We start from the raw sequence: 26,499 nt of genomic DNA on the forward strand, positions 1-26,499 counted from the left end.
AATCTTAGGAAAGCGAGCTTGTCAATTTAATTGTCTGACAATATCGATCAAATGCGATGCAGGCTTCTGCCCAGCTTTGCGGCGACAAAAAAAAAAGCGACCGCCAAAGAGGCGGTCGCCAGAGAAGCATCATAAAGATGTTTCCGTTACACAGGGAGTGGCGGATATTCGATAAGACCGATGCCGGTCGCCCAGGCGGTGACCGGCTCATAGGTAATGGTCGTCGCGGGGCGCGCATTCATAACGCCGGCCAGACATATCCACGACAGCAGCTCGGTCGCGCCGGCGCCTGCCGCCATCAATTGCTGGTCGGAATAGGCCGATAGTGTCGCGCCATCGCCAGCCGACATCTGCGCCAAGAAACGATGATCGAAAGCTTCGTCGATGAAACCGTGATTGCGCTCGCCGGGGTCATGCGACATGCCACCAGTGGCGACGACAGCGATGCGTTGCGGACTTTTTTCAAGGCTGGCGCGCAGCACTTGCCCCAACTCAAAACAACGTTTGGCGCTGGCGCGCGGTGGCGCCAACGTGTTGAAGATGATCGGTACCAGAGGCACGTCGAAATCGGGCGTGAGGAAGTTCAGCGGCACCATCGTGCCATGATCGAAACGCAATTCATGAGCGTGGTTGAGTTCAAACCCATGGGCATAGGCATGTTCGAGCAAGCGTGTCGCCAGCACCGGGTCGCCGGGAACCTGGCTTTTCGCCAGCTTCAACCAAGGCTCCACTGGCCCTTCATAGGCGTCAGCCCGGCCGAGGCAGTAAGCGCCGACATGGTCGAGAAAGAAATTGGCCCAATGTTCCGAAGTCAGAACCAGCATGCGTTCGGGCTTCGCGGCCATGAAGGAAGCCCGCAACTGCGCGAATCCGTCGGTGACGGATTGCAGCTGTGCCGGTGGCGCGGCATCGCGCCAGGCGGTGATCCCCGGTGCATGCGACACGGCGCAGGCATAAACGATCGGCATAGTGCTACTCCCGAATGGCCCGCAGATAATCGGCTTCGGGCATTTGCTTCAACAAGGTGAAGGGACGCAGGATCAACCCGTGCACACCGAGCCGATAGAGCGCGCCGATGTCCTGGGTTAGAAAGGCCCCACGTTCTTCTTCAGACAGAACAAAACGTTCGGCGATCGTTTCCGGCCGCTCGAAATAGCCCTGCCGCGTTGCGGGGTTCTGATTGATCTCGCGCAGCATCTTGTTCAATGCATAGGCGCTCATCTCGTCCCTCCGCAACGCAACCGCATCAGTTCTTCTTCAGATAGGGGAAGTCACCGAGATCGGTGCCGACACCCATTTCCTTGGCCTTGGCATAGATCACCGCGGCCAGCGTGATGTCTTGAATGCCAGTACCGACAGACTTGAACAGGGTGATCTCCTGATCGTTCTTGCGACCCTGCGCCTTGCCAACGACGAGTTCGGCCAACTCGTTCACCGAATCCGGCTTCACCATGTCGCGCACGGCATAGGCATCGCCAGCTTCTTCAAAGACGCCATGACGAGTGTCGACGACGATACGAGCGCTCCTGGTAAAGACCTCCTCGTCGATCTCGTGCTGATCGCGCCGCGCCGTGCCCACTGAGTTGACATGCATGCCGGGCTTCAACCATTGGCCGAGCAGAACCGGTTGGCTAGATTTAACCGCCGCGACAATCGTATCGGCGTCGGCGACCGCTTCCTCGGCACTGCCGCAGGTCTCGATCGTCATGCCGTAGTGGCACCGAAAATCTTCGGCCAGTTTTTCGCGATTGGCCACAGTCGGGCTGAAGACACGGGCGGACTTCACCCAGCCATCCACCTGCATGGCCTCGAGCTGGGCGCGGGCTTCGACACCCGATCCAAGTAGAGCGACGATGCCGGGACCTGGCCGCGCCAGGCGGCGGGTGGCAACGGCGCTGGTGGCGCCGGTGCGCAAAGTGGTGAGATGCTGGGCATCCATGATGGCCAGCACGGCGCCGGTTTCCACCGAGTAGAGATGCACCTGATAGCGCAGGCCCTGCCCTTGCACCAGGTTCATCGCCTTGAACCCGGCGAAGCCCATGTTCTCCATGACCACGGGCCCGACGCGTAACCAGCCCTTGCCGGATTTAATATTGATCCGGCTCGGCAGATTGGCGTTGCCCTTACCCTCTTCATCGAAACCCGTCTCCATGGCGGATATTGCATCCGCCATGGTGATGACGCGTTTGACGTCTTCATGTCTCAAAAGCAGCGTCATGGTCACTCCGCCGCGCGGCGCGCCAGGGAAGGATCGCGCTCCACCGGAAACAGACCCGGGTAGAAGCCATCATCGCTCGCCGGTAGGTCGAAATTCGATGCCTGCAGACCGGCGCGCAGGCCGCGCATCTGGTTCGGGTTAAGCCGCATCTGCGGCATGCGCAGCAGGCCACCGCTATAGCCATGCAGCCAGGACACATATTTCCAGCCGTTGCGGTGGATCAGATTGGCGCCGCCGAAGGTGGCGTGGAAGGCGCCCTTGGCCTCGCGCGCCGGCTGATAGCTCCAGTAGAGCTGCATCGCCTCGTCCCACTTGCCTTCGTGCAGCAGCTTGAACCAGCGCGGCACGCGATCGCCAAACGAGTCATAGGCGCTGGTGCCCATGAAGGGCATGCCATACCAATCGACCAAGCCCGGCGCATAATGTTCCAGCGGGCATTGAATGATCGCATCATTGCCGCAGAGGCGGCGCAGATCGGCCAGACCGGAAATCATGCCCGGCGGATTGGCCTCGTATTTGACGCTCGCTGCCGTCGGCAGACGGGCGCATGCGGCCATGGCTTCCGGCGGGAAGGCGCTGGGATGTAGCGGCTTGAAACCCCAGGTCGGCACGTCGAACAGGATCAGCGCCAGATCGGTCGCATCCGCGATCGCCTTGGTGAAGGCAACGATGTCAGCGGCGGACTTCGGCCGGAACGACGGCGGATAGGACAGAAGTGCACCTTCGTAGCCAAGCGTCTCTGCTGTCTTGGCGGCCTCGATCATCTCGTCCACCGTATCAAAGCTCAGATGGGTGATGAGATTGAAGCCCTTCGGCGCGGCAGCGGCCGCGATGTCCATGAACTGCAGATATTCGCGGAACGTGGTGCCGCTCTCCTGGGCGATCAGAGTTCCCCAGAACCCCATTTTGGCGCCGAGGCGAACGTCGTGCTCGATCGCCTTTTCGTTCAAGGCATCGAACTGGCTGGTGAAGGACGGCAATGTGACATTGCAGGCGCCCTTCCAGGTGGCGCGAACGCGCTCTTTCACTTCTTTACGGGTATACGGCAGAGCCATGGCTATTTTCCTTCTGTGCGTGTTTTGACGATCGAGAGAACCCCGTCCCGGCTTCGCTCGATATGGGTGGAAAGAATGGTGCAGGCGGTATCGAGATCGTCGCGCCGCACGGCTTCGACGATCTGGCGATGTTCCCGGCCCGCCTGAAGGTGCCGGTCGGACTTGGTGTGATTGAGCCGCATGTAGCGCTGGACCTGTGCCGAGTGCGAGGCGAGCAAGCGCAGGCTGATGTCGGCTGCCGAAGGGCTGAGCAGCGCTGCGTGGAATTCGCGATTGGCTTCCAGCCATAGGTCGTGGTCGGTGAGGCTTTCCATCAGATCGCAACGGCTGAGCAGTTCGTCGATATAGGCCGGCGACATATTGCGGGCGGCGCGACGCAGCACGTCGGGCTCGATTAGAATGCGCAGGCGAAAGATTTCCTCGATCTCGGCGGTCGTCAGCGCCTGGACGAAGGCGCGTTGATTGGTCGGCGCCTTGATCCAGCCTTCCGCTTCAAGCGCTCGCAAGGCCTCGCGCACTGGCACGCGCGAGACGCCGAAATGCTGCGCGAGACCAACTTGCGACAGTTCGGCGCCATCGGCGAGTTCGCCGGACTGGATCGCGCCGCGCAACGCATGCGCCACATAGTCGACCGTGGTCATGCGCTGACTCAGATGCGGAGACACCTTGATGGTGAGCACTGGTTTCTCCACGCCGTTTCCATCCTCTCCGGTCAGCCTTCCGACTGCCAACGCGGTTACCATTCGACCGCGATATATTGGGTCTCGAGAAACTCCATCAGGCCTTCATGAGCGCCTTCGCGGCCGATGCCGCTCTGCTTCATGCCGCCGAAGGGCGCGGCTGGATCAGACGCAAGGCCACGACAAAGGCCGATCATGCCGAACTCAAGCCGCTCGGAGAGCGCCAGCCCACGCTTCATGTCGCGTGTGTAGACATAGGCGATCAGCCCATGTTCGGTGGCATTGGCTCGGGCGATAGCATCGTCCTCGTCGTCAAAGGTCTGAATGGCGGCGACGGGACCAAAGATTTCCTCGCGCAGACAGAGCGCTTTATCGCTGATGCCAGTGATCACCGTCGGCGCGAAGAAATAGCCCGGCCCCGGCAGCGCACGACCGCCGGTGATGATCTCGCCACCATGAGCGATCGCATCCTCAACCAGCTCTTTCACCTTGTCGCGGGTCTCGGCATTGACGAGCGAGCCGACCTCGACGCCCTCCTGCAAGGGATCGCCGACTTTCAGGGCGCCCATGCGGACAGCGAACTTGCGAACGAATTCGTTGTGCACGCTGCGATGGACGAGGAAACGGTTCGCCGCCGTGCAGGCTTCGCCAAGATTGCGCATCTTGGCCAGCATGGCGCCGTCAACCGCCGCATCAACGTCCGCATCGGCGCAGACGATGAACGGCGCATTGCCGCCGAGCTCCATGGCCGATTTCAGCACATTGTCGGCCGCGCCGTGCAGAAGCTTGCGTCCAACCTCGGTCGACCCAGTGAAGGAAATCACCCGCACGCGCGGATCATGCAGCAGCGTATCGACCACGGGGCCGGACCGGCGCGACGGCAGAACATTGACGAGACCGTCGGGCACGCCCGCCTGCTGCAACAGCGGCATCAATGCCAGCATGGTGAGCGGCGTATCGGACGCCGGCTTGATGATGACCGGGCAACCGGCGGCGAGCGCCGGGCCGATCTTGCGGGTGCCCATGGCGGCCGGATAGTTCCACGGCGTCACCAAAACGGCGATGCCGATCGGGCGATGTTGCACGAGAATGCGCGCGCCGGTCGAGGGCGACTGCGATACCTGGCCAATGTTGCGGACAGCTTCCTCCGCATACCAGCGGAAGAACTCCGCCGCATAGGCGATCTCGGCGCGCGAGTCCGGCAGGGCCTTGCCATTTTCCAAGGAGATCAATCGCGCCAGCCGTTCCTTATCGGCGATGATCAGATCGAAAGCGCGGCGCAGCACTTCGCTGCGGTCGCGTGGTGAACGGGCGGCCCAGGCTGGCGCTGCGGCAGCCGCGGCGTTCAGTGCGTCCTGTGCGTCCTCAAGGCTGGCGCTGGCGACGCGCGCCAGGATATCGCCGGTCGCGGGATTCTCCACCGCGAAGGAGGCGCCATCGGACGCATCGCGCCAGCGACCGTTGATGAACAACTGGGTCGGGCCGTCAAAGGGAATAGCTTCCTGCGTCCGCTCAAGAACCTGCATCAAACTTGCCTCGTTTTCGGCTTCGGCCGATGGATCTCAGTCGGATGAGTTGCTCGACAGATTGTCTGACAATTCAAATTCCGACATGTCTCTTTGTCAAGTCCCAACCAACAGATTGTCAGACAGAATTCACTCGTATCCAGGCACGACCGAGACATCGACGACCGCGACGCCGCCGGCTTCGACATGGGCAATGGCCTTGGCAAAGGCAGCGGGCAGATCGCCGATCGTCATGACGGGACCGATGCCAAGCGCGCCCTGCCCTTCGGCGAGTTTGGCCAGATCGAGCGCCGGCTCGATCATCTTCTGGCCGATCCACATATTCTCAGGCGGCCGCGAACGCGCCTGCGCCACCCGCTCCTGATGGATCTCGTCGTTATAGAAAGAGGAATTGTCGAAGACGACGATGAGCAACGGCAGTTTATAGCGCGCCGCCGTCCAGACAGCCGTGCAGCCCATGACGAAATCGCCGTCGCCGAGCACGCCGACGACAAGCCGCTTATCATCCTTCAAGGCCAAAGCCGCGCCGACCGAGATGCCTGGTCCAGCACCAATGCCACCGCCGGCAGCCCCGCCGAGATAATCAAGCGGATGGTTGAGCGGCCACCAAGCGACGTTCCAGGCGATCGTCGTGCTGGCAAGCGTGACGGGACGATCGCCAAGCGCGGCACGGAGGGCCAAGGCCGCATCGCGCTGGCGCGGCATAGTATCAGCCTCGCCAAGCTCGAAAGGTTCCGAGCGTGGGCGCGGCGACCCAATTGCTGGTTTCTTCTCCACCGCAGCCAGCAGCGCCGGCACCACCTGATCGACATCGGCGGAGACCATCAGATCGACGGCTGGCAGGCCCTGGTGATCCATGGACCAGCCGTTGTGGATGCGATGATCCATGGAAACATGAACGACCTTGGCGGCTGGCGCGCCCGCTGGGCAGGCATATTTGAACATGCCGCCGAGATCGACCGCGTCAAAAGCCAGGATCAGATCAGCGGCGTTAATGGCCGCATCCGCCGCCTTATTGGGGCCGACGCTGGGCGCGGCCACATGGAGCCCGTGCTCCGTTGGGAAAGTGGCGCCAAGTTTCAGATCAGTCAGCACTTTGGCGTTGAGCTTTTCCGCAAGGGCGACACGATCAGCCCAGCCCTGCTCCGAACGGGAGAAGCGGCCGTAGATGATGAGGATGTTGCGCGCGGCCGCCACCAGTTCAGCGATCTCGCCGATCTCCTGCGGCGTCGCTCCTGGCGCGATCTTCGGCGAGAAGCGCTTCACGTCCATCGACGGCAGGTCGGACGCCATAGCGTCCTCTTGCAGATTGACGTCGAGATTGATGTAGACCGGCCCCTTCGGCGCTGTTTCTGCAATCCATTTCGCCCGCACCAGCGCTTCGCGCGCCGCGCCAGGCGAACCGGGGATGTCGTCGAATTTCACATACTGGCGGATCATCGCAGCTTGGTCGCGCGTCGTATGGATCCAGTCGATCCAAGGCCTGCGCCGCATCGCATCGAGCGGCCCCGTGGCGCCGAGAATGACCATGGGCATGCGGTCGCACCAGGCATTGAAGATCGCCATGGTCGCGTGCATCAGGCCAACGTTGGAATGAACGGCGCAGGCCATCATCTTGTCGGTGGCCTTGGCATAGCCCTGGGCGATGTGGACCGCATGCTCTTCGTGCAGGCAGAGCAACATTTCCGGGTTTTTATTGCCCAGATAATTGACGATGCTGTCATGCAACCCACGATAGGAAGCGCCAGGATTGAGGGCGATGTATTTCAAGTCGAGATCGCGCAAGGTGGCAGCCACAACATCACTGCCGAAGCCAATTTTGGTGGCGAGCGGCCCCTGCGGCTCCTCGCGCCCCGTATCGTTGCGGCGTGCCGTGGCTTCAATCGTTGCGGTCATGAACGTTCCCTCAATTTCGATGGCCTGATGACAATCAGGTAAAAACAAATCCGGCATCGACAGGCAGAACCTGGCCGGTGAAGCACAGCGCATGGGGCGTCAGCAGGAAGACGATCGCCTCGGTGATATCTTCGGGCATCTGCGGCCCGGGCACGGCGCGGCCGCGCTCATATTCCTGGTGGCGCTCGGCCGGCACATAGTCGGTCGCTTCATTGCGCATGATGCCCGGCGCGACACCGACGACGCCGATCCGTCGCGCGCCCAATTCGCGCGACAAGGAGCGCGTCATCGAAATGATGGCGCCCTTGCTGGTGACATAGGCAAGCAGACGCGGCGGCCCCCATAGTGCGGTGTCGGACGCCAGATTGACGACCTGCGCGCCAGCTGACAGCAGCGGGCTCGCGGCCTTCGTCACCAGCCAGGTGCCGCGAATATTGACGCGCATCACCCGATCCCACAGATCGATGTCGATATCCTCGAAGGCCGCGCCACCGACATTGGTGGCGATCGCAGCATTATTGACGAGGCCATCGAGCCGTTCTTCCGTCGCGGCGATATTCTGCCCCATGGCGGTGATCGACTGTGGATCAGCGAGATCGACGCGCAAAAAACGGCAGGATGTGCCTGTGGCGCGAATTTCGGCCGCCGTCTGCTCGCCTTCCTCGGTGAGAATGTCAGCCAAAATCAATTGCGCGCCAGCACGCGCGCAGGCGAGCGCTATGGCCTTGCCGACGCCGCGCGCGGCGCCCGTGATCAAAACAATTCTCTGGTTCAGCATGATGTTTCAGCTCACCGCGCGGTTGTCAGCGGAGGCCTGCATTTCCGCCTCGACCTTGCGCCGGATCATTCGCCGCAGCCGGGTGACGCCGAGATCGTGCTGGTAGAGCATTTCGCGACGGCGGGCGTCGGTCGGCATGCGCTCCAGCATTTCGCGATCCTGTTCGAGCACATACCAATGGCGTGCCTCGAAGCGGCTGCGGAACAGGAAGCGCCAACTCTGGCGTTCCAGCTCGTTGGCAGCGGCGCGTATACGCCAGAAGAAGATGCGGCAACTGTTGTCGTCGATCGGCGTGACGAAATTGATCACATACATCGGCCCGCCAGAGCCCGCAGCCGGCGGATAGGGAATAATCACGCGACCGTGGAACACCGGACCGTCAACGACGATTTCCGACCAATCGAAATTCACATCTTGCTGGGCGACACGCTTGGTGATGAAGCCCTGCTCCCTGGCCTCAATCGTCACCGTGTCCTGAGTGGTGCCCCGCCCAAGGGTGAACGTGTCCGAATGCAGGAAAATCCCATGCATGGGATCGACCAGATTGTCGAGCACATAGCCGTAGTTGCACTCCCAGGGCGAGACGCAAAGAAAGTGAGCATAGTTTTGATCGGTGAGTTCCTTCGGCAAGGTCAGCGGCGGCGGCGACGGCTGCGCTTCGCTGGGAAAATAAACGAAGACGCCATCCGCCGCTTCTTCCACCGCATAGGAATCGAGCGGACGACGGCCTTCGAGCGCACATTCGGCCATGCCTGGTACTTGAACGACGACACCATCGCCGTTGAGGGTGACGCCATGATAACGGCAAGACAAGGTGTTGCCGGTGGCGCGACCGATCGACAGGCGTGCGCCGCGATGTGGACAGTAATCCTCCAGGCAGCGAAGCTTGCCGTCCTCGCCACGCCACAACACTAGATCGCGGCCGAGCGCGCGCACCGATGTCGGCTTTTGCGTTTTAATATCGGCCGATTTGGCGACCACGTACCAATAGCCCAAAAGTCCTTGGTGGATACGTTCCTCGATCCGGTCTGCTTGCCGATCCGCTTGCCGATCTGCCTGCGTCTGGTCCATTACCGTTCTCCCATGAATGGGGCGACCCTGCCGTATGGTGAGATCGCCGGGGCGGCGGCATAGGCCTCATCCAGCGATGCGTTGATCGCCGCCAACTCGCTCTGCAAGGCCGCGACGCTCCACGGCTCCCTGGCTCCGGAAGGCCGTGCGATGGCGCGGGCGTTCAATTCCGCAGTCACCTTTTCGAAATCATGGATGCCTGCGGCGTAGATCGCTTCCAGGCCAGCCGCCAAGGCTTGCTCCGCATCCGTCAGCTCGCGTCGAAGCGCCTGTGCGCCGAGCCTGCGATGCAAATCCGGGTCATTCATCGAGCGCCTCTCTAGTTCGGCCTTTTATATTGTCAGACAATCTTAACTCCGATAAGCTGGATGCTGTCAAGGAGCTTTCAGTGCAAGCAGCGGATATTCAGGCGGCGATCGACCAGGCGCGGGATCACTTGGAACCGTTCGCCGAACCGTTTTCCCCGCCCTCGAAAACGATCGATTTTCCTTTGGATTTCGCGGGGCTGCGCCTCGGCCATCTGGATTTTCGCGACGTGACCTTCACCGCGCCGGTGAATTTTCGCGGCGCGCTATTCACAGGCATTGCCTGGTTCGACCGCACACATTTTTTGGCGCAGACGGATTTTTCTTTCGCGGAATTCCATCTCGACGCACGCTTCGACAGTGCGCGATTCGAACGCGAGGCCTATTTCTCGGCGACGGCTTTTTCAGGGGGCGCCATCTTCGATCGGGCGCTGTTCCAACAGGGCGCGTCGTTTGATCGTTGCCTGTTCTATGCCGGCTCGTCGTTTGCCAGTGCGAACCTGCAAGGCACGACGAGCTTTCGCACTGCCGAGAGTTATGGCGGCGCCTGGTTCGATCAAACGCATTTCAACAGCCTCGACATGACTGGCTTCGCTATCCACGGCCGCACCTATACGCGCGCGGCGACCTATCGCACTGGTTACACCCGCCTGCCACTCAGTGCTTTGAAGCAACCGATCCTTCTGGGCGATTTACGGGCTTGATACCCGGTCGCATCTGACAACAATGCCATCTGACGCGAGGAGCCTATGAGCAAGCCAGTCCGCCACGCCGCCGTCGGCCGCGAACCTTCAAGCGGTCTTTATTACGAGATCATGGGGGAAGGTTCGTCCTATCGGTACCACCTTCTCTTCATCCATGGCGGCGGCAGTACGGGCGATGTTTTCCGCGCCACACCGGACGGGCGCCTGGGCTGGGCCGATCAGCTTGCCGCACAAGGCTTTCGCTGCTGGCTGACCGATTGGCCCGGCACCGGCCGCTCCGGCTATCGCGATATCCTTACCCTGCAATATCAGGACGTGGTCGACGGCTATATCCATCTGCTGCGCGACGTGATCCAGGAACCGGTGGTTATCGTCACCCATTCCATGGGCGGGCCGACGACCTGGAAACTGATCGAGGCGCTGCCCGATCTCGTCGCCGGCGTCATGGGTGTCGCCACAGGCTATCCGGGCAATCTCGCGGCGAAGAATTCCAAGGTGATCACTGACGACGGGCGCGTCGTGCACTTCACCTTTGGCGATACCGGCGTTACTTTCGCGCTCGATCGGCAGAAGCCCTATGTCTACGACGACGCCTATGTCTACAAACAGGCCATTGGCGCCAGTAAGCTGTTCCCGATGCAGGCCATCGCCGCATTCCGTCAGAGTTTCAGCGCCATCTCGCCACTGATGATCTTGCAACGCACGGGCATTATGCCGGGCATGCCGGTTGTTGAACATACGACCGGCTTCGCTAACAAACATATCCGCCTCATCGCCGGTTCTAACGATCCAGCTCATACGCGCGAGATTGAGGACCGGACCGCCGACCTGTTGAGGCAGTGGGGCGCTGACGCCAATGTGGTCTGGTTGCCGGATCACGGCATCACCGGCAACGGCCATTTCCTGCAGCTTGAACTCAATAGCGACGAGATTCTTGACCTGCTGATCAAGGAGCTGCGCGCCGTCCCTGGCGCGTGATCAATCGGCTTTAATATGGGCATCGGCGATGACGTCGCCGATGATCCGATCCTGCGTCTCAAGGAATTGTCGGGCCGCGTTCCCGCATTGGCCCACAGGCAGCATGTGCAATTCATCCAGCCGCGCCAGCAACGCCGGTTGACGCAAGGCTTGCGCGAACAATTTGCCCAAGGCCACGGTCATCGCCTCTGGCGTGCGCGCCGGCGCAACCAAAGCGAACCAGCCGGTGATATCGAAATCATAGCCCAGTTCCCGCGCGGTCGGTACATCGGGCAACGGTGCGAGACGCTCCGGCGACATGGTCATCAGGATTCTGAGATCGCCGGCGGTGACTTTCGGCAGCACCTCGGAAAAATTGACGAAGACCGCTTCGATCTCCTTGCCGGTGAGTGCGCTGACTGACGCCGCGCCGCCGGGATAAGGCACGTAGGACATCGGCGCCTGCGCGTTCTTCTTCAACAGTTCGATGGCTATCTGGAGGACCGATAGAGGCCCAAGCGCGCCGACGCTGAAACGCCCGCCGCTGCGCCGGGCGGCCTCGATCAGGTCGACCATGGATTTATAGGGCGCGTCGGCGCGCACAGCGACGACTTGCGGCGAGTCAACGAGATGACAGATCGGCTCGAAATTGGCGAGCCGCACCGCGTCGGCCTGGCGGATGCGGGCATTGATGACGAGCGCCGGCGAGACCATGCCGACAGTGGCGCCATCCGGCGCGGCACGGGCGGTCGCGGTATTGCCGATCAGATTGTTGGCGCCGGTGCGATTCTCGATGACGATGGTCGGGCCGCCCTGCCGCTTGATCTCGTCGCCCAGGAGGCGGGCCAGGATGTCGATGGAGCCGCCCGGCGGCACCGGTACAATCACCTTGAGCATGCTCGGCACTTGCGCGAAGGCCGAACCGGTCGCCGTCAGAAGGAAGGCCAGAAGAACGCATCGGGCGCAGATCATCGATGTCTCGCGGAAAGTTGCTTTTATAAATTGTCTTACAATTTGACCGTTGGGCCCGCAATGGCCGATCCCTGCATTTCCGCATCAAGCGATTGATCGGCAGGCTGTTCCGCGCCGAGGCCTTGTGCTGCCTTTGCCTTGGCAGGACAAGAAAATGACGACATGAGATGCGGTCTGCCCTCCCAAGGGCAGAAGCACTTTTCCGCATGGATACTGTATTCACTTTAGAAATCAGTCATCTAACAAACATTCCGCTTGAAATTGTCTGCCTATTCAGGCATCAGTCTGCCCATGCGACGGATGATGTGGGTTGATCCACCCAAAACAAGGATCGCTCAATCGGCCTGGGTCCTGCGCGACAAGATCGTGCGTGGCGAGCTCAAGCCCGGCGAACGGCTGGTCGAACAGCAGGTTGCCCCTCTCCTTTCAATCAGCCGGGCTTCGGTGCGCGAAGTGCTGCGCCTGCTCGAAGCCGAACGCCTCATCGATTGGGAGCCGAACTGCGGCTACACCGTCTCCGCGCTCGACGACAAAGAAGTGCGCGGCATTCATGAGGTGTGGGCGCTGCTGACGGGACAGTCCGTCTATGACTTCACCCGTCGGGCGACGCCGGCTGACATCGAACCGCTTTTGGCTCTGCCGGATCAGATCCGCGCCAAGGCCAAAGACAAGCTGAAACTGATCGAACTGATCAATCGCTTGTTCAACGACATTTCCGACAAATGCGACAACGGCCCGTTGCGCGATGTGGTGTGGGGCCTGGTGGCCCGCATCAACGTGCTGCGCGCCCGCTGTTTGAACGAAACCGTTGCGCGGCAATGGGCGGATGAGTTCGACGAGCTGCTCGTCGCCTGCAAGGAAGGCCAGGCCGTGCGCGCGCGTGCATTGGTGCGCCAACATATCGATGGCGCCTGCGAGCTGGCACTGGCGCACAGCTCGCAGATGCGGGCCAACGAACCGCTCACGACGATGGTTCGCCCGGCCCGCGCCGAGAAGGTGGTGAAGAAAACCCGCCGCTCCGCCTAATTGGGGAGAGCCCTACGGCTCTTCCATCAACTCCTGATTGATCTTGCGCGCCGCCGCGACCTGCTCCGGCGGCGTCGCCATCAGTTTGTCTACATAGGCCGCGAGTTTCTCGCCCGACATCGGCGCCAGTGGCGTGCTCGTCTTCTGCGCCTCGGCAAGAAATTCCTTATCGACGATCGTCTTGTCGAAAGCGTCGCGCAGGGCCTGCACGAAGGGTTTCGGAACACCCGGCGGAAAGGCCAGCGCCCGGCCAATGGTGCCGCTGGACGTATAGATTTCCAGGAACGCTTTCTCGTTCGTGTCGCGGCCGAACTCGGTCACGGTCGGCACGTCGGGATAATCGGGAATGCGTTTTTCGGCGATGGCGAAGATTGGCACCAATTCGCCGCTCTTCAGCGCCGCCCCCTGAATGGTCTGCGCATTGGCCAACGTCACGGCCGCGCCGTCGACTTCGCCGCGCTGCATGGCGATGTGAATGTCCGCCGTGCCCTTGTAGCCGGCTATGACCTTGAATTTGGTCCCGCCGAAGCGGTTCAGCATCAGCGGCCCGAGCGCGAAGGCCGTGTCGCGGCCGGTGGAGCCCATGGTGATTTCGCGCTGGCGCACCTGGTCGAGCGAACGGATACCGGATTGGCGTGACACCAGTCCGATGGAATCAGCGTCGGCGAAGCGGCCGATATATTGAAAAGTGCGGGCGTTGAATTTCGAGTCCGGCTTCATCAGCGTCTCGAACAGCACTTCGGCATGGACGAGATGCATCATGCTGCCGTCCTTCGGGGCGGCATTGGCCGAATAATTGAGGGCAACGATGCCGCCGGCGCCGGGCATGGCCTGCAGGATGATGACCGGCTGACCGGGCACATATTGGCGCATGTGGCGGGCGGCGAGCTGGGCGTAAAGGCCATAGGTGCCACCTACCCCGGCGCCGATTAGAACCTTGATATCCTTGCCTTTATAGAATGCCTCCAGCGTTTGCGCGGCGACCGTGACCGGCGCCAGCGCCGCTAAAGCCACAGCAAATGCCATCCCTCTTACGACCATTTTCGCCCTCCCAAGCGTTTTCTAAAGCATGACGGATTATGTCCGATTCCGCTCAGTTTGGGCCCGCCGGGTGCGGCCCGCAATGGCGGCCGGCGCCGTCACGCAAAATATCGCCAAGCCGTCTGCCCTTGTGTATAAGTCGGCCGGTTCAGATATGTGCAGGGCGGCGGGATATGAGGTCCCGGTCCGCCCCTTTGGAGTCAGGCAGATGAGTAGCGAACGCTGGAGCGTCGACAGCTGGAGATCAAAACCGATCCAGCAGGTCCCCGACTATCCGGACCAAGTGGTCCTGGGCGAAGTCGAAAAGCAGCTCGCCGGGTTTCCGCCGCTCGTTTTTGCAGGTGAGGCGCGCAAGCTCAAACGGGCGTTGAGCAAGGTCGCCAATGGCGAAGCTTTCCTGTTGCAGGGCGGCGATTGCGCCGAGAGCTTCGCCGAACATTCTGCCGACAATATTCGCGATTTCTTCCGCGTCTTCTTGCAGATGGCCGTGGTGATGACCTTCGGCGCGGCCTCGCCCGTGGTCAAGATTGGCCGCGTCGCTGGCCAATTCGCCAAGCCACGCTCCGCACCGACCGAGAAGCAGAACGGCATCGAATTGCCGAGCTATCGCGGCGACATCATCAACGACATCGAGTTCACGACGGCAGGCCGCACGCCTGATCCGAAGCGCCTGCTCGAGGCCTATCGGCAGTCGGCGGCGACGCTCAACCTGCTGCGCGCCTTCGCCACCGGCGGTTACGCCAATCTGGAGAACGCGCATCGCTGGATGCTGGGCTTCATCAAGGACAGCCCGCAGTCGGGCCGCTACCAGGAGCTGGCGGATCGGATCACCGAGACGCTCGGCTTCATGCGCGCCATCGGCCTCGACGCCGAAGCCCATCCGGAACTGCGCCAGACCGATTTCTACACCTCGCACGAGGCGTTGCTGCTCGGCTTCGAACAGGCGTTGACCCGTGTCGACTCGACCACCGGCGACCCCTACGCCACCTCGGGCCACATGCTGTGGATCGGCGACCGCACGCGTCAGCTCGACCACGCCCATGTGGAGTTCTGCCGTGGCGTGAAGAATCCGATCGGGCTCAAATGCGGCCCGTCGCTGAAGAGCGACGATCTGCTGCGCCTGATCAAAGTGCTCAACCCGGAGAACGAGGCCGGCCGGCTGACGCTGATCTGCCGCTTCGGCTCGGACAAGATCGCCGACCATCTGCCGCAGCTCATCCGCGCCGTGAAGCGCGAAGGCGCCAAAGTGGTCTGGTCCTGCGATCCGATGCACGGCAATACGATCGCGGCCGGCGGCTACAAGACGCGGCCGTTCGAGCGCATCATGGGCGAGATCCGGTCGTTCTTCTCGGCGCACCAGGCTGAGGGCACCTATGCCGGCGGCATCCATCTAGAGATGACCGGCAAGAACGTTACCGAATGCACCGGTGGCGCGCGCATGATCTCCGAGGCCGAGCTGCACGATCGCTATCACACCCATTGCGATCCGCGCCTCAACGCCGAACAGGCGATCGAGGTGGCCTTCCTGGTGGCCGAGCTGCTCAAAGCAGAGCGTGTCGCCTTCCCGCTGCCGCAGGTCAGTGCGGCCGAGTAACGGCTGCCAGAGCGCGGTTCTGATGAGATCAGAACCGCGCTCTCTTTTTGTTTTGAGGCATCTCCGGGCGAACCAACATCGCTCGAAATGCTGTACGGGGGGCTAAGTGCAGCGGATCATTGCCGCGTTCTGGAATTCGTGCGCAGGGCTCACCTACGCCCTGCGCACCGAGCGGGCCGTGCAGCAGGAAACCCTGCTGCTCGTGCTGGCGGTACCGCTGTCGCTGGTCATCGGCACGGATATGTGGCAACGGCTGCTGCTCGTCGGCATCGTGCTCGCCATGATCGGCGCCGAGCTGCTCAACACCTGTATCGAGAAGCTCTGCGATCACGTGACGCCGCAGCTTCACCCGCAGATCAAAGCGGTGAAGGACATGGGATCGGCCGGTGTCTTCTGCTTTCAGGTTTTGACCGGACTCGTCTGGTTGGCGGCGATCGCCGAGCGGCTCAGCTTGATTTAGCTCGGCCTCATTGAACGGCACAACAATAACGGGATATTTTCGATGCAACTGACCTTGATGAAGGGCAAGATTCACCGTGCGCGCGTCACCGACGCCGACCTGCACTATGAAGGCTCGATCTCGATTGACGCCAACCTGATCGAAGCGGCCGGCTTCCTCATCAACGAGCGTGTCGATATCTATAACATCGACACCGGTGCGCGCTTTTCGACCTATGTGATCGAAGGGCCGGCCGGCTCGGGCATGATCGGCCTCAATGGCGCCGCCGCACGCCTCGCCATGAAGGGCGATAAGGTCATTATCGTCGCCTATGCCAATTTCGATGAAGCCGAAGCGCGGACGTTCAAGCCGCGCGTTGTTCTGGTCAACGAGCAGAACCAGAAGATCTGAAAACGCCGGCGTGGACTACCTGCGCGTCTGCGCCGACCGGCGCGTGTCAGACGGGGTTTCACCATAGCGACGACGATAGGCGGCAGCGGCACGGCCATGGTGGATCAGCCCCGCCGTCAGGGCCAGTTCACCCGCGCTCTGCGCCTGAGCGGGATCGGCGAGCAGCGCGCGCCAGCGGCCCAGACGCGCTTCAAGAATAGCTTCCGTCAGCGTCTTGTCGCGGAACTGGCGAAAACCCGCCTGCAAGGTGCGCAAGCCGACACCCGCGGCTTCCGCAATGTCACTTGCGGCCAATGGCTCATGCGCATGGGCTTCCAGATAGTCTTCGGCACGGCGGACATGGACCGGCGCCGCAGCGCTCGCTGGACGCGCCAATATCGCGGCATGATTGTGCGGCTGCGCCGCCAGCATCAGTCCGATCAGCGAGTCCCGCAATTGCCGATGCGCCAGCGACCAGCGCTCCACGGAGCGGCCGGCGCGTTCGCTCAGCGCTTGCATGAGCAGCGCCTGCGCCCGCATTGCCGCCCCCACGGGAGTTTCAACAGCGACATCGACATCGAACTCAATCTTGTCGATGGCGCGATCGAGCAGGCAGACAGCATGTTGCTCGACCACGTGCCGGTCGATCAGCACGATCAGCTTCTGTGTGCCCTCGCGCCAACGCATTAAGGTCGGCAAAGTGGGCGACAGCAGCGAGGCATGGGTGAGCGAAGCTTCAACCGTCGTGCTGCCGCAGCGCACGTCGGCGCCCCCGATCAGCGGAATTTGCAGCAGAAAGAAACGGTCGAGCCGGCCGGGATCGATCTCGACGTCGGCGCCATAGGCGACATAATTAATGGAGAAGCCATCGTGCTGGGCGTTGTTGTGCACGGCCCGGAAATATGGCGCGCCGCTCTTTGTCGGCGTCAGGCGATGGGCGCAGAAAATCCTACCGACCTCGGCTTCGGCAGCGCCGGGATCCCTGGTGTCCACGCGCGTATAGCGCGCAAGTGGGACACCGGGCGGACTATTGACGCCGACAGCAAGCATGGCCGGTCCGATCGTCAGGTGGGCCTGCAGATACCGGCCCACGGCACGAAGGCTAGCGGAAGCCCTATCGGCAGGCAAGGAAAGCTCCCAGCCAACGGCTACCTAAGATTTCGGCGCAAGATGGACAGGGCTTTCGCAAATTGGATAAAGCCCCCGCTTCCGCCCCTTGCCGGGCGTCCTCTCCGGCTCTGTAATCCCCCTATCAAATAGGAGGAGGCAGCGATGACGGATCTGGAAAAAGGGATCACCCGCGACGGCGAAGGTTTTGCCAACAAGCAGTGGAACATCCTCGGGCAGACCTATTTCCCGAAGGCCTCATGCGACTCCACCTTCGCTTTTGAGACCAATAGCGAGCCAGGCCAATTCGTCCCCGTCCATGTTCATCCGACCCAGGAGGAGTTCATCCTGGTTCAGGAAGGCGTGTTGAGCCTGAAGCTTGACGGTGTTTGGCTCGATGCCAAGGCCGGCGATCTGGTGCGCATGCCGCGCGGGGTGCCGCATGGCTATTTCAACAAATCGGACAAGCCAGCCCGCGCCATGTTCTGGGTGTCGCCGGCGCGCAGCCTCGAAGCGCTGTTCGAGAAGCTGCATGATCTCACCGACCCCAATGAAGTGGTGAAGATTTCGGCGCAGCACGAAGTCAACTTCCTGCCGCCGGAAGCCAACGACTGAAAATGCCGGCTCGTCGTGAAGGCGAGCCCCCTATCCCACTCTCAGACGGATGAGCGACCATGGTTCACCGAAAGCAAGTGTGCATCATCGGCGCTGGCGTCAGCGGCCTTGCGACCGCAAAAGTCTTCAAGGCACGCGGCCATGAGGTAACGATCCTCGAGCGCAGCGGCGATCTCGGCGGCGTCTGGGAGCCCGCCCGCTCCTATCCCGACGTGCAGACGCAAAGCCCGAAAGAGCTTTACCGCTATACCGACAAGCCGATGCCCGCTGACTATCCTGAGTGGCCGAAGGGACCGCAAGTCTATGCCTATCTGGCGAGCTATGCCGACGAACACGGCCTGAAGCCGCTCATTCGATATGGCATATCCGTGCAGTCGATGGCGCGCCGTGCCTCGGGCGCACCCGGATGGACGCTGGACTTGAAACGGGCGGATGGCACGACGAGCCAGAAAGAATTCGACTTCGTCGCGGTCTGCACAGGCCAGTTCAGCGAGAAGAAGAAAGCGAGCTGGCCTGGCCAGGCCGGGTTCGTTGAGAATGGCGGACACGTCCTGCATTCGTCCGACTATACCAATCCGACTTCCGTCAAAGGCAAGCGCGTCGTCGTACTCGGCGCGTCGAAGTCGGCGACTGATATCGCCGTCAATGCGGTCAACTCCGGCGCCACATCCGTGCATTTCGTCTATCGCGAGCCGATGTGGCGCATTCCCTATTTCATCGGCGGCCTGATCAACTTCAAACGCATCCTCTATATCCGTGCGCAGGAGGAGATGTTTCGCGGCTGGAATCTCAGCCGCATGTCGAAGATCAATCATGCTGTCGCCAAGCCGTTCATCTGGGCCAATTGGCGGGCGCTGGAGTCGTTGTTGAAAATGCAATTGCGGCTGAAGGCCTGCAATATGATCCCCGAGCAGCGGATCGAAGATGGGGTCAATTGCTCGGTGCCCATCGCCACGCCAGGCTTCCATCCGATGGTGGCGGACGGGCGGATCAAGGCGATCCGCGGCAGCTTCGATCACTTCGACAAAGATGCGATCGTCATGACCGGCGGCGAGCGGATCGAAGCCGACATGGCTATTCTGGCGATCGGCTGGGAACTGGGCATTCCCTTTCTGCCAGACAGCTACAAGCAAAAGCTCGTCGAGCCTGATGGTCAGTATCGGCTCTATCGCCTGATCGCCAATCCCGATCTACCCGACATGGGCTTCGTTGGTTTTAACTCATCGTTCTGCACGGTGCTCAACGCCGAAATGGCAGCGAACTGGCTGGCGCGTTACGCCGACGGACAGTTGGCGCGCCAGCCCAACCCTGAGGAGATGCGCCGCGACATCGACATGATGCTCAACTGGCGGCGCAACGAAAGACCGGCGGCCGGTGTCTATGGCGGGCTCTGTGTCGCGCCCTTCCACTTCAAGCATTTCGACGAGCTTTTGGCCGACATGGGTGCCAAGGTATCGCGGCGCAATCCGGTGACGGAGAAATTTTCGCCACCGGACGCGGACGCTTTCGCCCGCTATCTTGCTTCGGTGCCCGAGTATCGGGTTCAGTAGACCAACTCCAACAATCTCGCCTGTCAAGCGACCAGCGAAACGGTGATGAAACGGCTACTCAATCAGCTTTAATCCCCAGTTTGGTGATCACCGGCGCCCAGGTTTCATAGCCCTCCTTGATGAGCGAAGCCATCTCGTCGGGTGTGCTGCCGAACGGATCGACTTGCAGGCTCTTGAACACCTCCTTCGCCTCGGGTGTCTTCAAGGCTTCCGCGATCGTCGTCGACAGAAGTTGAGTGATCGCCTTTGGCGTACCGGGCGGCGCGGCAATCGCCATCCACGTGTAAAAATGAAGGCCCGGCAGTTTTTCGGCAATCGTCGCAACATTGGGATAGGCCGGCATTCTCTCTTCGCCACCGACCGCGAGAATCTTGATCTTGCCGCTCTCAACATGCGGCCCGGCGGCGATCATACTGTCGATCAGGAGATCGACATGTCCCGCCGCCAGATCGGTCAAGGCCAGAGCGGTGCCGCGATAAGGCACATGGACGATATCCACTTTTTCGCGAAGCTTGATCGCCTCCATCGCCAAATGCCCCATTCCGATGACACCCGGCGACGCATAGTTCAACTTCCCCGGATTGGCTCGGACATAATCGATGAGCTCCGCGAATGTATTGGCCGGCAAGTCGGCGCGGGCGAAGAGGACGTAAGGGTAAGTCGCCAGAACGCTGACGGGCTCGAACTTCTGAGGATCGAACCGCAATGTTGGATTCGTCAGATGATTGACGCTGAAAGAAAGCTGAGGCGCGGTCAGCAGAGTGTAGCCATCGGGGGCCGCCCGATACACCGTTTCGGCGCCGAGATTGCCCGATGCTCCGGGACGGTTCTCGGCAATGACCGACTGCCCGAGCTTCTGCTTCATGTATTCGCCGACAAAACGGGTCATGATGTCCGACGCGCCGCCAGGCGCGAACGGAAGCACGATGGTGATAAGCCGGTTCGGATAAGCCGCTTGGGCGAAGGCACCCGAAGTGAGGGACGCCAGAACGACCGCAAGGCCAACGCTTCTCCATAGACGATTCAACATGCTCTCTGCCTCTCCCACAGACATATTTGCATAGGCTCGGAATTTATCGCCTGACGTCGCCGCAAAGCTTTTCCGACAAGGTGACCAAGACATCGCGGCGACAAAATAAGCACTCACTCGGTTGTAATCCCCGTTTTAGTGATCACCGGCGCCCAGGCTTCGTAGCTTTCCTTGATGAGCGACCTCATCTCCTCGGGCGTGCTGCCAAAAGGATCGACCTGCAGGGTTTTGAACAAATCTTTCGCTTCGGATGTCTTCAAGGCTTCAGCAACGGCAGTCGATAGAAGCTGAGTTATGGCCTTTGGTGTCCCCGGCGGGGCCGCGATCGCCATCCACGTATTGAAATAAAGTCCCGGCAATCTTTCGGCAAAGGTCGCGACATTGGGATAAGCGGGCATTCTGCTTTTGCCGCCGACCGCGATCATCTTGATCGTGCCGCTTTGAACATGCGGCGCCGCCGCGATCATACTGTCGATCAGAAGATCGACGTGCCCCGCCGTCAGATCGGTCAATGCCGGCGTCGTGCCGCGATAGGGCACGTGCACGATATCCAAGTTTTCACGGAGCTTGATCGCCTCCATCGCCAGGTGCCCCATTTGTCCGATGCCTTGCGATGCGTAATTCAACTTGCCTGGGTTTGCTTTGGCGTAGTCGATGAGCTCCGCCAATGTATTGGCTGGCAGGTCAGCGCGGGCGAAGAGGACGAACGGGTATGTGGCCAGAACGCTGACAGGCTCGAACTTCTGGGGATCGAACCGCAACGACGGATTGAGAAGATGATTGACGCTGAAGGTGAGCTGCGGCGCGGTCAGCAAGGTGTAGCCGTCGGGCGCTGCCCGAAACACGCTTTCCGCACCGAGATTACCGGATGCCCCTGGTCGGTTCTCGGCAATGACCGACTGGCCGAGCTTCTGCTTCACATAGTCTCCGACAAAGCGGGTCATGATGTCCGAGGCGCCACCTGCCGCGAAAGGAAGCACGACGGTGATAAACCGGTTCGGATATGCGCCTTGGGCGAAGGCGCACGAGGTCACGGTCGCCAACACGGCGGCAAAGCCCGCGCTTCTCCAAAAACGTTTGAACATGGCCGTTGGCCTCCCGCAGAATTATTTGCGCAAAATAGAAATTTTGCACAAAATGTAAAGCTGTACATTTTCGAAATGCACAGGCGGGCTCGCTTCGACCTATTAAGTATTTGATATTTAGACAGATTATAGTGGTGGGAAGAGCGCGGAAAAAGGTGCGGCGCGCGCGGCTCAAATACGGGCTATGCGGGGCGCACACGGCGGCGCCCAGGGCAAACAGCCAAGCAGGATCCCAGCCAAAATCGCGTTTCAATAGAAACGCGATCTGCTCTAGGCCCGCTCCCGCAGCTTCTCGACCCGCGCAGCGAATTCCGGATTCTGTCGGCGCAGCCGCTCGTGATCGACGCGGCCAGCGCGCATCATGTAGTCGTAAGCGAAAGCGACCGGCTCGAGAGGCATGCGTTCGTCGACACTCTCGTACCAGAGGATGCTCTTCATCGCCGCCGCCTGGAACGTGCCAGCCCCGCCGCGCCGCTCGCGCTGCGCGAAGGTCGCCGGCACATCGCTGCCGTTCTCCTTCTCCGCACCAGTCATACACATCGACGAAGATGCGCTGCAAATCCACGCATGCGTTCCATTTTCTCCAAGGCTCGCCTTAGCCGAACTCATCATCGTTCGCTGGCTCGCTCAGAAAGAGTGGATGCAAGTATTGCTGGACGAGTTCCTTTTTCTTCGCCTGCTCTTCGCGCGATCGACAACCCTTCGCAGCATAGCATCATGACCGTCCGCGCTCATAAGCAGTGAGCCATCGCTCATCTAGGGCAAACTCCTATGGCGCACCTTTTTGGGAACTCCAAACGTCCATTCGGCCGCGTGCTTGGGTTCGCCGAAATAAGGGATCATCCGCACGATGGCTGGGAATCTCCCCCATATGCCAGATTGCGCGGGCTGGTAAGCTTTCAAGGCGCCAACCTACACTTAGCCTCACTGCCATCGGATTCAGAATTTTCTCTTGCCGTAGCCACTGTGGGACTGGGCTCGGTTCATGTCGACAAGAAGTATTAGAGAAAGTCGCACGCTGTAAGTGATGCGTCCCAATTCACGATTCTTTGGGAGATAGTGAATGGCATGGCAACTTCCGTGGACGCCATCATCCAGAGGTCGAGTTCAGACAACCGGCGCATCTTTTGGAATTTCAATATTTTTTCGCCCCTCGGGTAGATCCTTACTCATTGGAATGCTCTTAGCCATTCCAGGCGCGGTAAGAGGACAAACAATTGGCCCCAGCCCGCCAACAATTACGACCACGACCAATGTCACCAGCGGAACAGCGACAGTCGTCGGTAACACGGCGATCGAAACCACTTTGGCGACCCATGCTACAAACGTTTCCGGCGGAACACTGATCCTAGACGGCTCCGCGGGACCTACGCCTGGTCCTATCAGCGTAAGGACGCTGAATGGCAACGCCCTTCAGGCGAGCGGTGGCACCATTACGGTTCCTAATGGAAATCTCACCCTATTCACCCAGGGCGGGCATGCCGTCCTTGCAAACGGAGCGGCCAGCAGCGTCCAGCTCAACGGGGTAGCAATTACGACAACTGGCGTTGGATCGGCCTTGGCAGCTATTTCCGGCGTCATCGATGCAACTAACGTCGTGATCAACAATACAGCGACCGCCGGCCCATCCGTCTCAGCGGGTCACGGCGCCATTGCCGAAGCTGGCGGCACCGTGAATCTTCATAGCGGCACCAGCATTACTACCGCAGCGTTTAATTCGGTTGCGTTCGGTGCATCTGGAGCAGGAAGCCGCGTCATCGCGGATACCCTTATCCCAGTTACGGTGAATGGTCGCGGATCAATGGGCGTCTATGTCCACGATGGTGGTCAGGTTCTGCTTCCCTCCAATTCAGTGCTCAATTTCAATGCAACCAGCAGCATCGGCGTTTCGGTGGACAATACCACTGTGCTGCCGGGTACCATCGGAAGTGGATTAACCGTCAATTTTAATGCAGCTGGAGTTGCGGGCCAACCTGGAGGAACGGGAGTTGTCGCCTTCAACAACGGGAGTATCACTCTAGAAAATCTGACGGTAACCGGCCCAAATACCGCTGCAGGCGCTTGGGCTCGTGCAAGCAGCAACATCACGCTTACCGGGCGTAGTGTGATCAATGTCAACTCAGAGCAGAATCCAACTTTTTACACGCTACAGACGCCCTATCTCGTCACGCCGGCAGGGAACGTCGGTTCGATTTTCAGCGTGACCAGCGCCATTCCCGTAAGTGGGCTTCTAGCTCAAGGAGCGGGAGCCGTGATCACGAGTATCGGCACCACAATCAACGTAACTTCCGGCAATGGGGCAGCGGGTGCTGATGCCGGCATCGGCGGTCTCGTCGACATGACCGACAATACGATAACAACGACAGGGCCTAATTCTTTTGGGGTACGGGTGGATTCGGATGGGCGCGTTGTCGGCCGGGATTCTCAAATAGCTACCTCGGGTGGCGGCGCAGCTCTCTTCATCAACGGTGGTCCAGGCTCCATTGATCTCACCAATACGGCAGCGTTGGCGACAGGCACAGATACGGCGGGGTTGGTATCGCTGAATTTGTCTGCGGTGGCCACTAACACAGTAAATCTGACTGGTGGCAGCCTGATCAGCACGAATGACACGGCGGTGATTGCGCAAGGGCCGCTCGCTCTTACCGCCAATCGGACCACGCTGACGGGCGGAGGCGGGTTTCTGCTGATTGCCTATAACAATATTGCGGGCTTTCAACCAACAGCGGTTCAGTTCCAAGCATCGAACGGGAGCACCCTGACGGGTGACGCCTTGGTTCAAACGCAGAGCATTGCAAACATCAACTTGTCGACGAATTCGAGCTGGACCGGTGCGGCTTTTGACGTAACGAATATCAGTCTCGATACAACCAGTCGCTGGACGATCACGGCGAATTCGACGGTGACTCAGAATACGGCGAACGCCGGTCTCATTCAGTTTACCTCTCCTGTCGGTGACCTAACTCAGCTTGCCAGCTACAAGTCGCTGACGACGCAAAACTACATTGGCGCGGGCGGAGCGATTGGGCTGAATACTTTTCTGGGGACGGATGGCTCCCCGTCTGATCGCCTGATTATCAATGGTGGGCGTGCATCCGGAGTATCCTCTCTGTTGATCGCCAACACGATAGGCCCTGGTGACCTCACACGCGGCAATGGCATTCTGGTTGTGGATGCCATCAATGGGGGCACAACGGACCCTGGGAGTTTTGCGCTCAGCCGAGCGGTTTTAGCCGGGCCCTATGAGTATACCCTTCATCGATCGAGCGCGGACGCTTCAGGCCCACAGAACTGGTATTTACGTTCGACCCTTAATCCGGATCCCCCCGTTCCTCCCGAGCCCCCTGTTCCGCCAGGGCCTCCCCCTATTCCCGACTATCGCCGCGAGGTTTCGCTTTATGCGGCCTTACCGGCGATGGGCCTGCTCTATGGCCGGACTTTGATGGACAGCCTACACGAGCGCGTCGGTGAGCTCCGATCGCTCGAGGAGCCAGTGGTGACCGAGGAGCGCACTGTCTGGTGTAAGAATCCAGAAAAAAATTTTCGCTGCACGACCACCGCGCAGACACCGGCGAGCAATTCGACTGCCGGGCGATCATATGCCTCGGCGAGCTGGGCTCGTATTATTGGCACCCGTGGCAACCATGACGGCGGCAGCATTTTCAGCAATGGACCTGCTTTCGACTATAAGATTTATGGTCTGCAGGCAGGTCTCGACATATATCGCAACTTCAATGCTGACGGGAGCCGAGACTATGTGGGCGTCTACGCCGCGATTGGTCGCATCCAAGGCAATGTCACGCATTTCAATGGCATATGGGCTGGAATCAATACAATCGATGGCTATTCACTGGGCGCCTATTGGACTCACTTCGGACCATCCGGCTGGTATCTGGATGGCATTGTTCAAGGCACGTGGTTCGATGCCACAGCGGATTCACAACGGCTCATAAAGCTCAAGTGGAAGAGCTTTGGCTTCGCCGCTTCGCTGGAAGGCGGTTATCCAATCGCGCTGGGGCGAGGTTGGATCATCGAACCTCAGGCACAACTGGTTTATCAAACACTGGTCAACGGCTCGGGATACGATAGCGCTGCTTTGGTTCGCTTCAGCGACGTCAATTCGCTAGCTGGGCGCCTCGGGGCACGTATCGCCAAGACCTGGTCGCTCGAAGAATCCGCGCCACATGCCCGCCTCATGACGGCCTGGCTGAAAGTCAGCGTTTGGAACGAGTTTCTGGGTAACCCAAAAACGTCCTTCTCGTCGGCAACAGGCTTCATTCCGTTCAGTGCCGATCTTGGTGGCGCATGGGCTGAGATCAAAGCTGGTGCGGACGCGCAGGTCAGTAAAAACACCTCTCTTTACGCTTCTGCCGGCTATTCCGTCGGCTTCAACGGTCGCTCGCACTCCTACAACGGAAGGCTAGGGATCAAAGTCGTCTGGTGAGCCCACGAGGATTGAC

The 26,499-nt window shown here is 60.4% G+C and carries 25 protein-coding genes; 9 read left to right on the forward strand and 16 right to left on the reverse strand.

The window, feature by feature from the left end:
* Window positions 1-146: 146 nt before the first annotated feature.
* The 10 genes from BLW50_RS07190 to BLW50_RS30630 all read right to left on the reverse strand — a co-directional run bounded on the left by BLW50_RS07190 (window position 147) and on the right by BLW50_RS30630 (window position 9,532).
* Window positions 147-968, reverse strand: a complete 822-nt coding sequence (locus BLW50_RS07190) for a DODA-type extradiol aromatic ring-opening family dioxygenase (protein WP_090699571.1) — start codon at window positions 966-968, stop codon at window positions 147-149.
* Window positions 969-972: 4 nt separating this feature from the next.
* A complete protein-coding gene (locus BLW50_RS07195; protein ID WP_090699574.1) occupies window positions 973-1,221 on the reverse strand; it encodes a hypothetical protein in 249 nt (82 codons plus the stop codon).
* A gap of 25 nt (window positions 1,222-1,246) precedes the next feature.
* Complete coding sequence (locus BLW50_RS07200; RefSeq protein ID WP_090699576.1) at window positions 1,247-2,218, reverse strand: ornithine cyclodeaminase family protein; 972 nt, start codon at window positions 2,216-2,218, stop codon at window positions 1,247-1,249.
* Between the two features lie 2 nt (window positions 2,219-2,220).
* Window positions 2,221-3,273 (reverse strand): dihydrodipicolinate synthase family protein, encoded by a 1,053-nt coding sequence (locus tag BLW50_RS07205; protein WP_090699579.1) that lies wholly within the window; start codon window positions 3,271-3,273, stop codon window positions 2,221-2,223.
* 2 nt (window positions 3,274-3,275) lie between these two features.
* On the reverse strand, window positions 3,276-3,965 hold the full coding sequence (locus tag BLW50_RS07210) for a GntR family transcriptional regulator (RefSeq protein ID WP_170850031.1): 690 nt from the start codon (window positions 3,963-3,965) through the stop codon (window positions 3,276-3,278).
* 44 nt (window positions 3,966-4,009) lie between these two features.
* The gene (locus BLW50_RS07215) at window positions 4,010-5,479 is read right to left on the reverse strand and encodes an NAD-dependent succinate-semialdehyde dehydrogenase (RefSeq protein ID WP_090699587.1); all 1,470 of its coding nucleotides are present in this window, start codon (window positions 5,477-5,479) and stop codon (window positions 4,010-4,012) included.
* A 129-nt stretch (window positions 5,480-5,608) separates the two neighbouring features.
* A complete protein-coding gene (locus BLW50_RS07220) occupies window positions 5,609-7,375 on the reverse strand; it encodes a thiamine pyrophosphate-binding protein (protein ID WP_090699589.1) in 1,767 nt (588 codons plus the stop codon).
* A 34-nt stretch (window positions 7,376-7,409) separates the two neighbouring features.
* Window positions 7,410-8,153, reverse strand: a complete 744-nt coding sequence (locus BLW50_RS07225; RefSeq protein WP_090699592.1) for an SDR family oxidoreductase — start codon at window positions 8,151-8,153, stop codon at window positions 7,410-7,412.
* Window positions 8,154-8,159: 6 nt separating this feature from the next.
* Window positions 8,160-9,224 carry an aromatic ring-hydroxylating oxygenase subunit alpha gene (locus tag BLW50_RS07230; protein ID WP_090699594.1) on the reverse strand — a complete coding sequence of 355 codons (1,065 nt, stop codon included), beginning with the start codon at window positions 9,222-9,224 and terminating at the stop codon, window positions 8,160-8,162.
* Window positions 9,224-9,532 (reverse strand): recombinase-like helix-turn-helix domain-containing protein, encoded by a 309-nt coding sequence (locus tag BLW50_RS30630; RefSeq protein ID WP_090699597.1) that lies wholly within the window; start codon window positions 9,530-9,532, stop codon window positions 9,224-9,226. The genes BLW50_RS07230 and BLW50_RS30630 overlap by 1 nt, the downstream gene beginning before the upstream one ends.
* A gap of 80 nt (window positions 9,533-9,612) precedes the next feature.
* Between BLW50_RS30630 and BLW50_RS07240 the strand changes: the two genes are divergently transcribed.
* Window positions 9,613-10,233: a pentapeptide repeat-containing protein gene (locus BLW50_RS07240; protein ID WP_170850032.1), complete on the forward strand. Its 621-nt coding sequence runs from the start codon at window positions 9,613-9,615 to the stop codon at window positions 10,231-10,233.
* 45 nt (window positions 10,234-10,278) lie between these two features.
* The gene (locus tag BLW50_RS07245) at window positions 10,279-11,211 is read left to right on the forward strand and encodes an alpha/beta fold hydrolase (RefSeq protein WP_090699602.1); all 933 of its coding nucleotides are present in this window, start codon (window positions 10,279-10,281) and stop codon (window positions 11,209-11,211) included.
* Here the strand turns inward: BLW50_RS07245 and BLW50_RS07250 are convergent, their stop codons facing one another.
* A complete protein-coding gene (locus BLW50_RS07250) occupies window positions 11,212-12,162 on the reverse strand; it encodes a tripartite tricarboxylate transporter substrate binding protein (RefSeq protein ID WP_090699606.1) in 951 nt (316 codons plus the stop codon). It lies immediately after the preceding gene.
* 291 nt (window positions 12,163-12,453) lie between these two features.
* On the opposite strand from BLW50_RS07250, the gene BLW50_RS07255 reads away from it, so the two are divergent.
* A complete protein-coding gene (locus BLW50_RS07255) occupies window positions 12,454-13,188 on the forward strand; it encodes a GntR family transcriptional regulator (protein ID WP_139267512.1) in 735 nt (244 codons plus the stop codon).
* A gap of 12 nt (window positions 13,189-13,200) precedes the next feature.
* Here BLW50_RS07255 and BLW50_RS07260 read toward each other — a convergent pair whose 3' ends face one another.
* Window positions 13,201-14,229 carry a tripartite tricarboxylate transporter substrate-binding protein gene (locus BLW50_RS07260; RefSeq protein WP_090699616.1) on the reverse strand — a complete coding sequence of 343 codons (1,029 nt, stop codon included), beginning with the start codon at window positions 14,227-14,229 and terminating at the stop codon, window positions 13,201-13,203.
* Between the two features lie 208 nt (window positions 14,230-14,437).
* Here BLW50_RS07260 and BLW50_RS07265 point away from each other — a divergent pair, with 208 nt between their 5' ends.
* The 3 genes from BLW50_RS07265 (at window position 14,438) to panD (ending at window position 16,673) form a co-directional block, all read left to right on the forward strand.
* Window positions 14,438-15,823, forward strand: a complete 1,386-nt coding sequence (locus BLW50_RS07265; RefSeq protein WP_090708820.1) for a class II 3-deoxy-7-phosphoheptulonate synthase — start codon at window positions 14,438-14,440, stop codon at window positions 15,821-15,823.
* 106 nt (window positions 15,824-15,929) lie between these two features.
* Entirely contained in the window at window positions 15,930-16,283 is a 354-nt protein-coding gene (locus BLW50_RS07270) for a diacylglycerol kinase (RefSeq protein WP_090699619.1), read from the forward strand.
* A gap of 42 nt (window positions 16,284-16,325) precedes the next feature.
* Window positions 16,326-16,673, forward strand: coding sequence for an aspartate 1-decarboxylase (gene panD, locus BLW50_RS07275; RefSeq protein WP_090699622.1), 348 nt, complete (start codon window positions 16,326-16,328; stop codon window positions 16,671-16,673).
* A gap of 15 nt (window positions 16,674-16,688) precedes the next feature.
* Here panD and BLW50_RS07280 read toward each other — a convergent pair whose 3' ends face one another.
* Window positions 16,689-17,702: an AraC family transcriptional regulator gene (locus tag BLW50_RS07280; RefSeq protein WP_139267514.1), complete on the reverse strand. Its 1,014-nt coding sequence runs from the start codon at window positions 17,700-17,702 to the stop codon at window positions 16,689-16,691.
* 222 nt (window positions 17,703-17,924) lie between these two features.
* Here BLW50_RS07280 and BLW50_RS07285 point away from each other — a divergent pair, with 222 nt between their 5' ends.
* Window positions 17,925-18,374, forward strand: a complete 450-nt coding sequence (locus tag BLW50_RS07285; protein WP_090699629.1) for a cupin domain-containing protein — start codon at window positions 17,925-17,927, stop codon at window positions 18,372-18,374.
* Between the two features lie 59 nt (window positions 18,375-18,433).
* Window positions 18,434-19,924 (forward strand): flavin-containing monooxygenase, encoded by a 1,491-nt coding sequence (locus BLW50_RS07290; protein ID WP_090699632.1) that lies wholly within the window; start codon window positions 18,434-18,436, stop codon window positions 19,922-19,924.
* A 58-nt stretch (window positions 19,925-19,982) separates the two neighbouring features.
* Here the strand turns inward: BLW50_RS07290 and BLW50_RS07295 are convergent, their stop codons facing one another.
* From BLW50_RS07295 to BLW50_RS07305, 3 genes are all read right to left on the reverse strand, one after another.
* Complete coding sequence (locus BLW50_RS07295) at window positions 19,983-20,954, reverse strand: Bug family tripartite tricarboxylate transporter substrate binding protein (protein WP_170850034.1); 972 nt, start codon at window positions 20,952-20,954, stop codon at window positions 19,983-19,985.
* Window positions 20,955-21,067: 113 nt separating this feature from the next.
* A complete protein-coding gene (locus BLW50_RS07300) occupies window positions 21,068-22,039 on the reverse strand; it encodes a Bug family tripartite tricarboxylate transporter substrate binding protein (protein ID WP_090699641.1) in 972 nt (323 codons plus the stop codon).
* A 270-nt stretch (window positions 22,040-22,309) separates the two neighbouring features.
* Complete coding sequence (locus BLW50_RS07305; RefSeq protein WP_139267518.1) at window positions 22,310-22,579, reverse strand: hypothetical protein; 270 nt, start codon at window positions 22,577-22,579, stop codon at window positions 22,310-22,312.
* A 523-nt stretch (window positions 22,580-23,102) separates the two neighbouring features.
* Between BLW50_RS07305 and BLW50_RS07310 the strand changes: the two genes are divergently transcribed.
* Window positions 23,103-26,483: an autotransporter family protein gene (locus tag BLW50_RS07310; protein ID WP_090699646.1), complete on the forward strand. Its 3,381-nt coding sequence runs from the start codon at window positions 23,103-23,105 to the stop codon at window positions 26,481-26,483.
* Window positions 26,484-26,499 lie beyond the last annotated feature (16 nt).

This window comes from Beijerinckia sp. 28-YEA-48, assembly GCF_900104955.1.
GTDB lineage: Bacteria > Pseudomonadota > Alphaproteobacteria > Rhizobiales > Beijerinckiaceae > Terripilifer.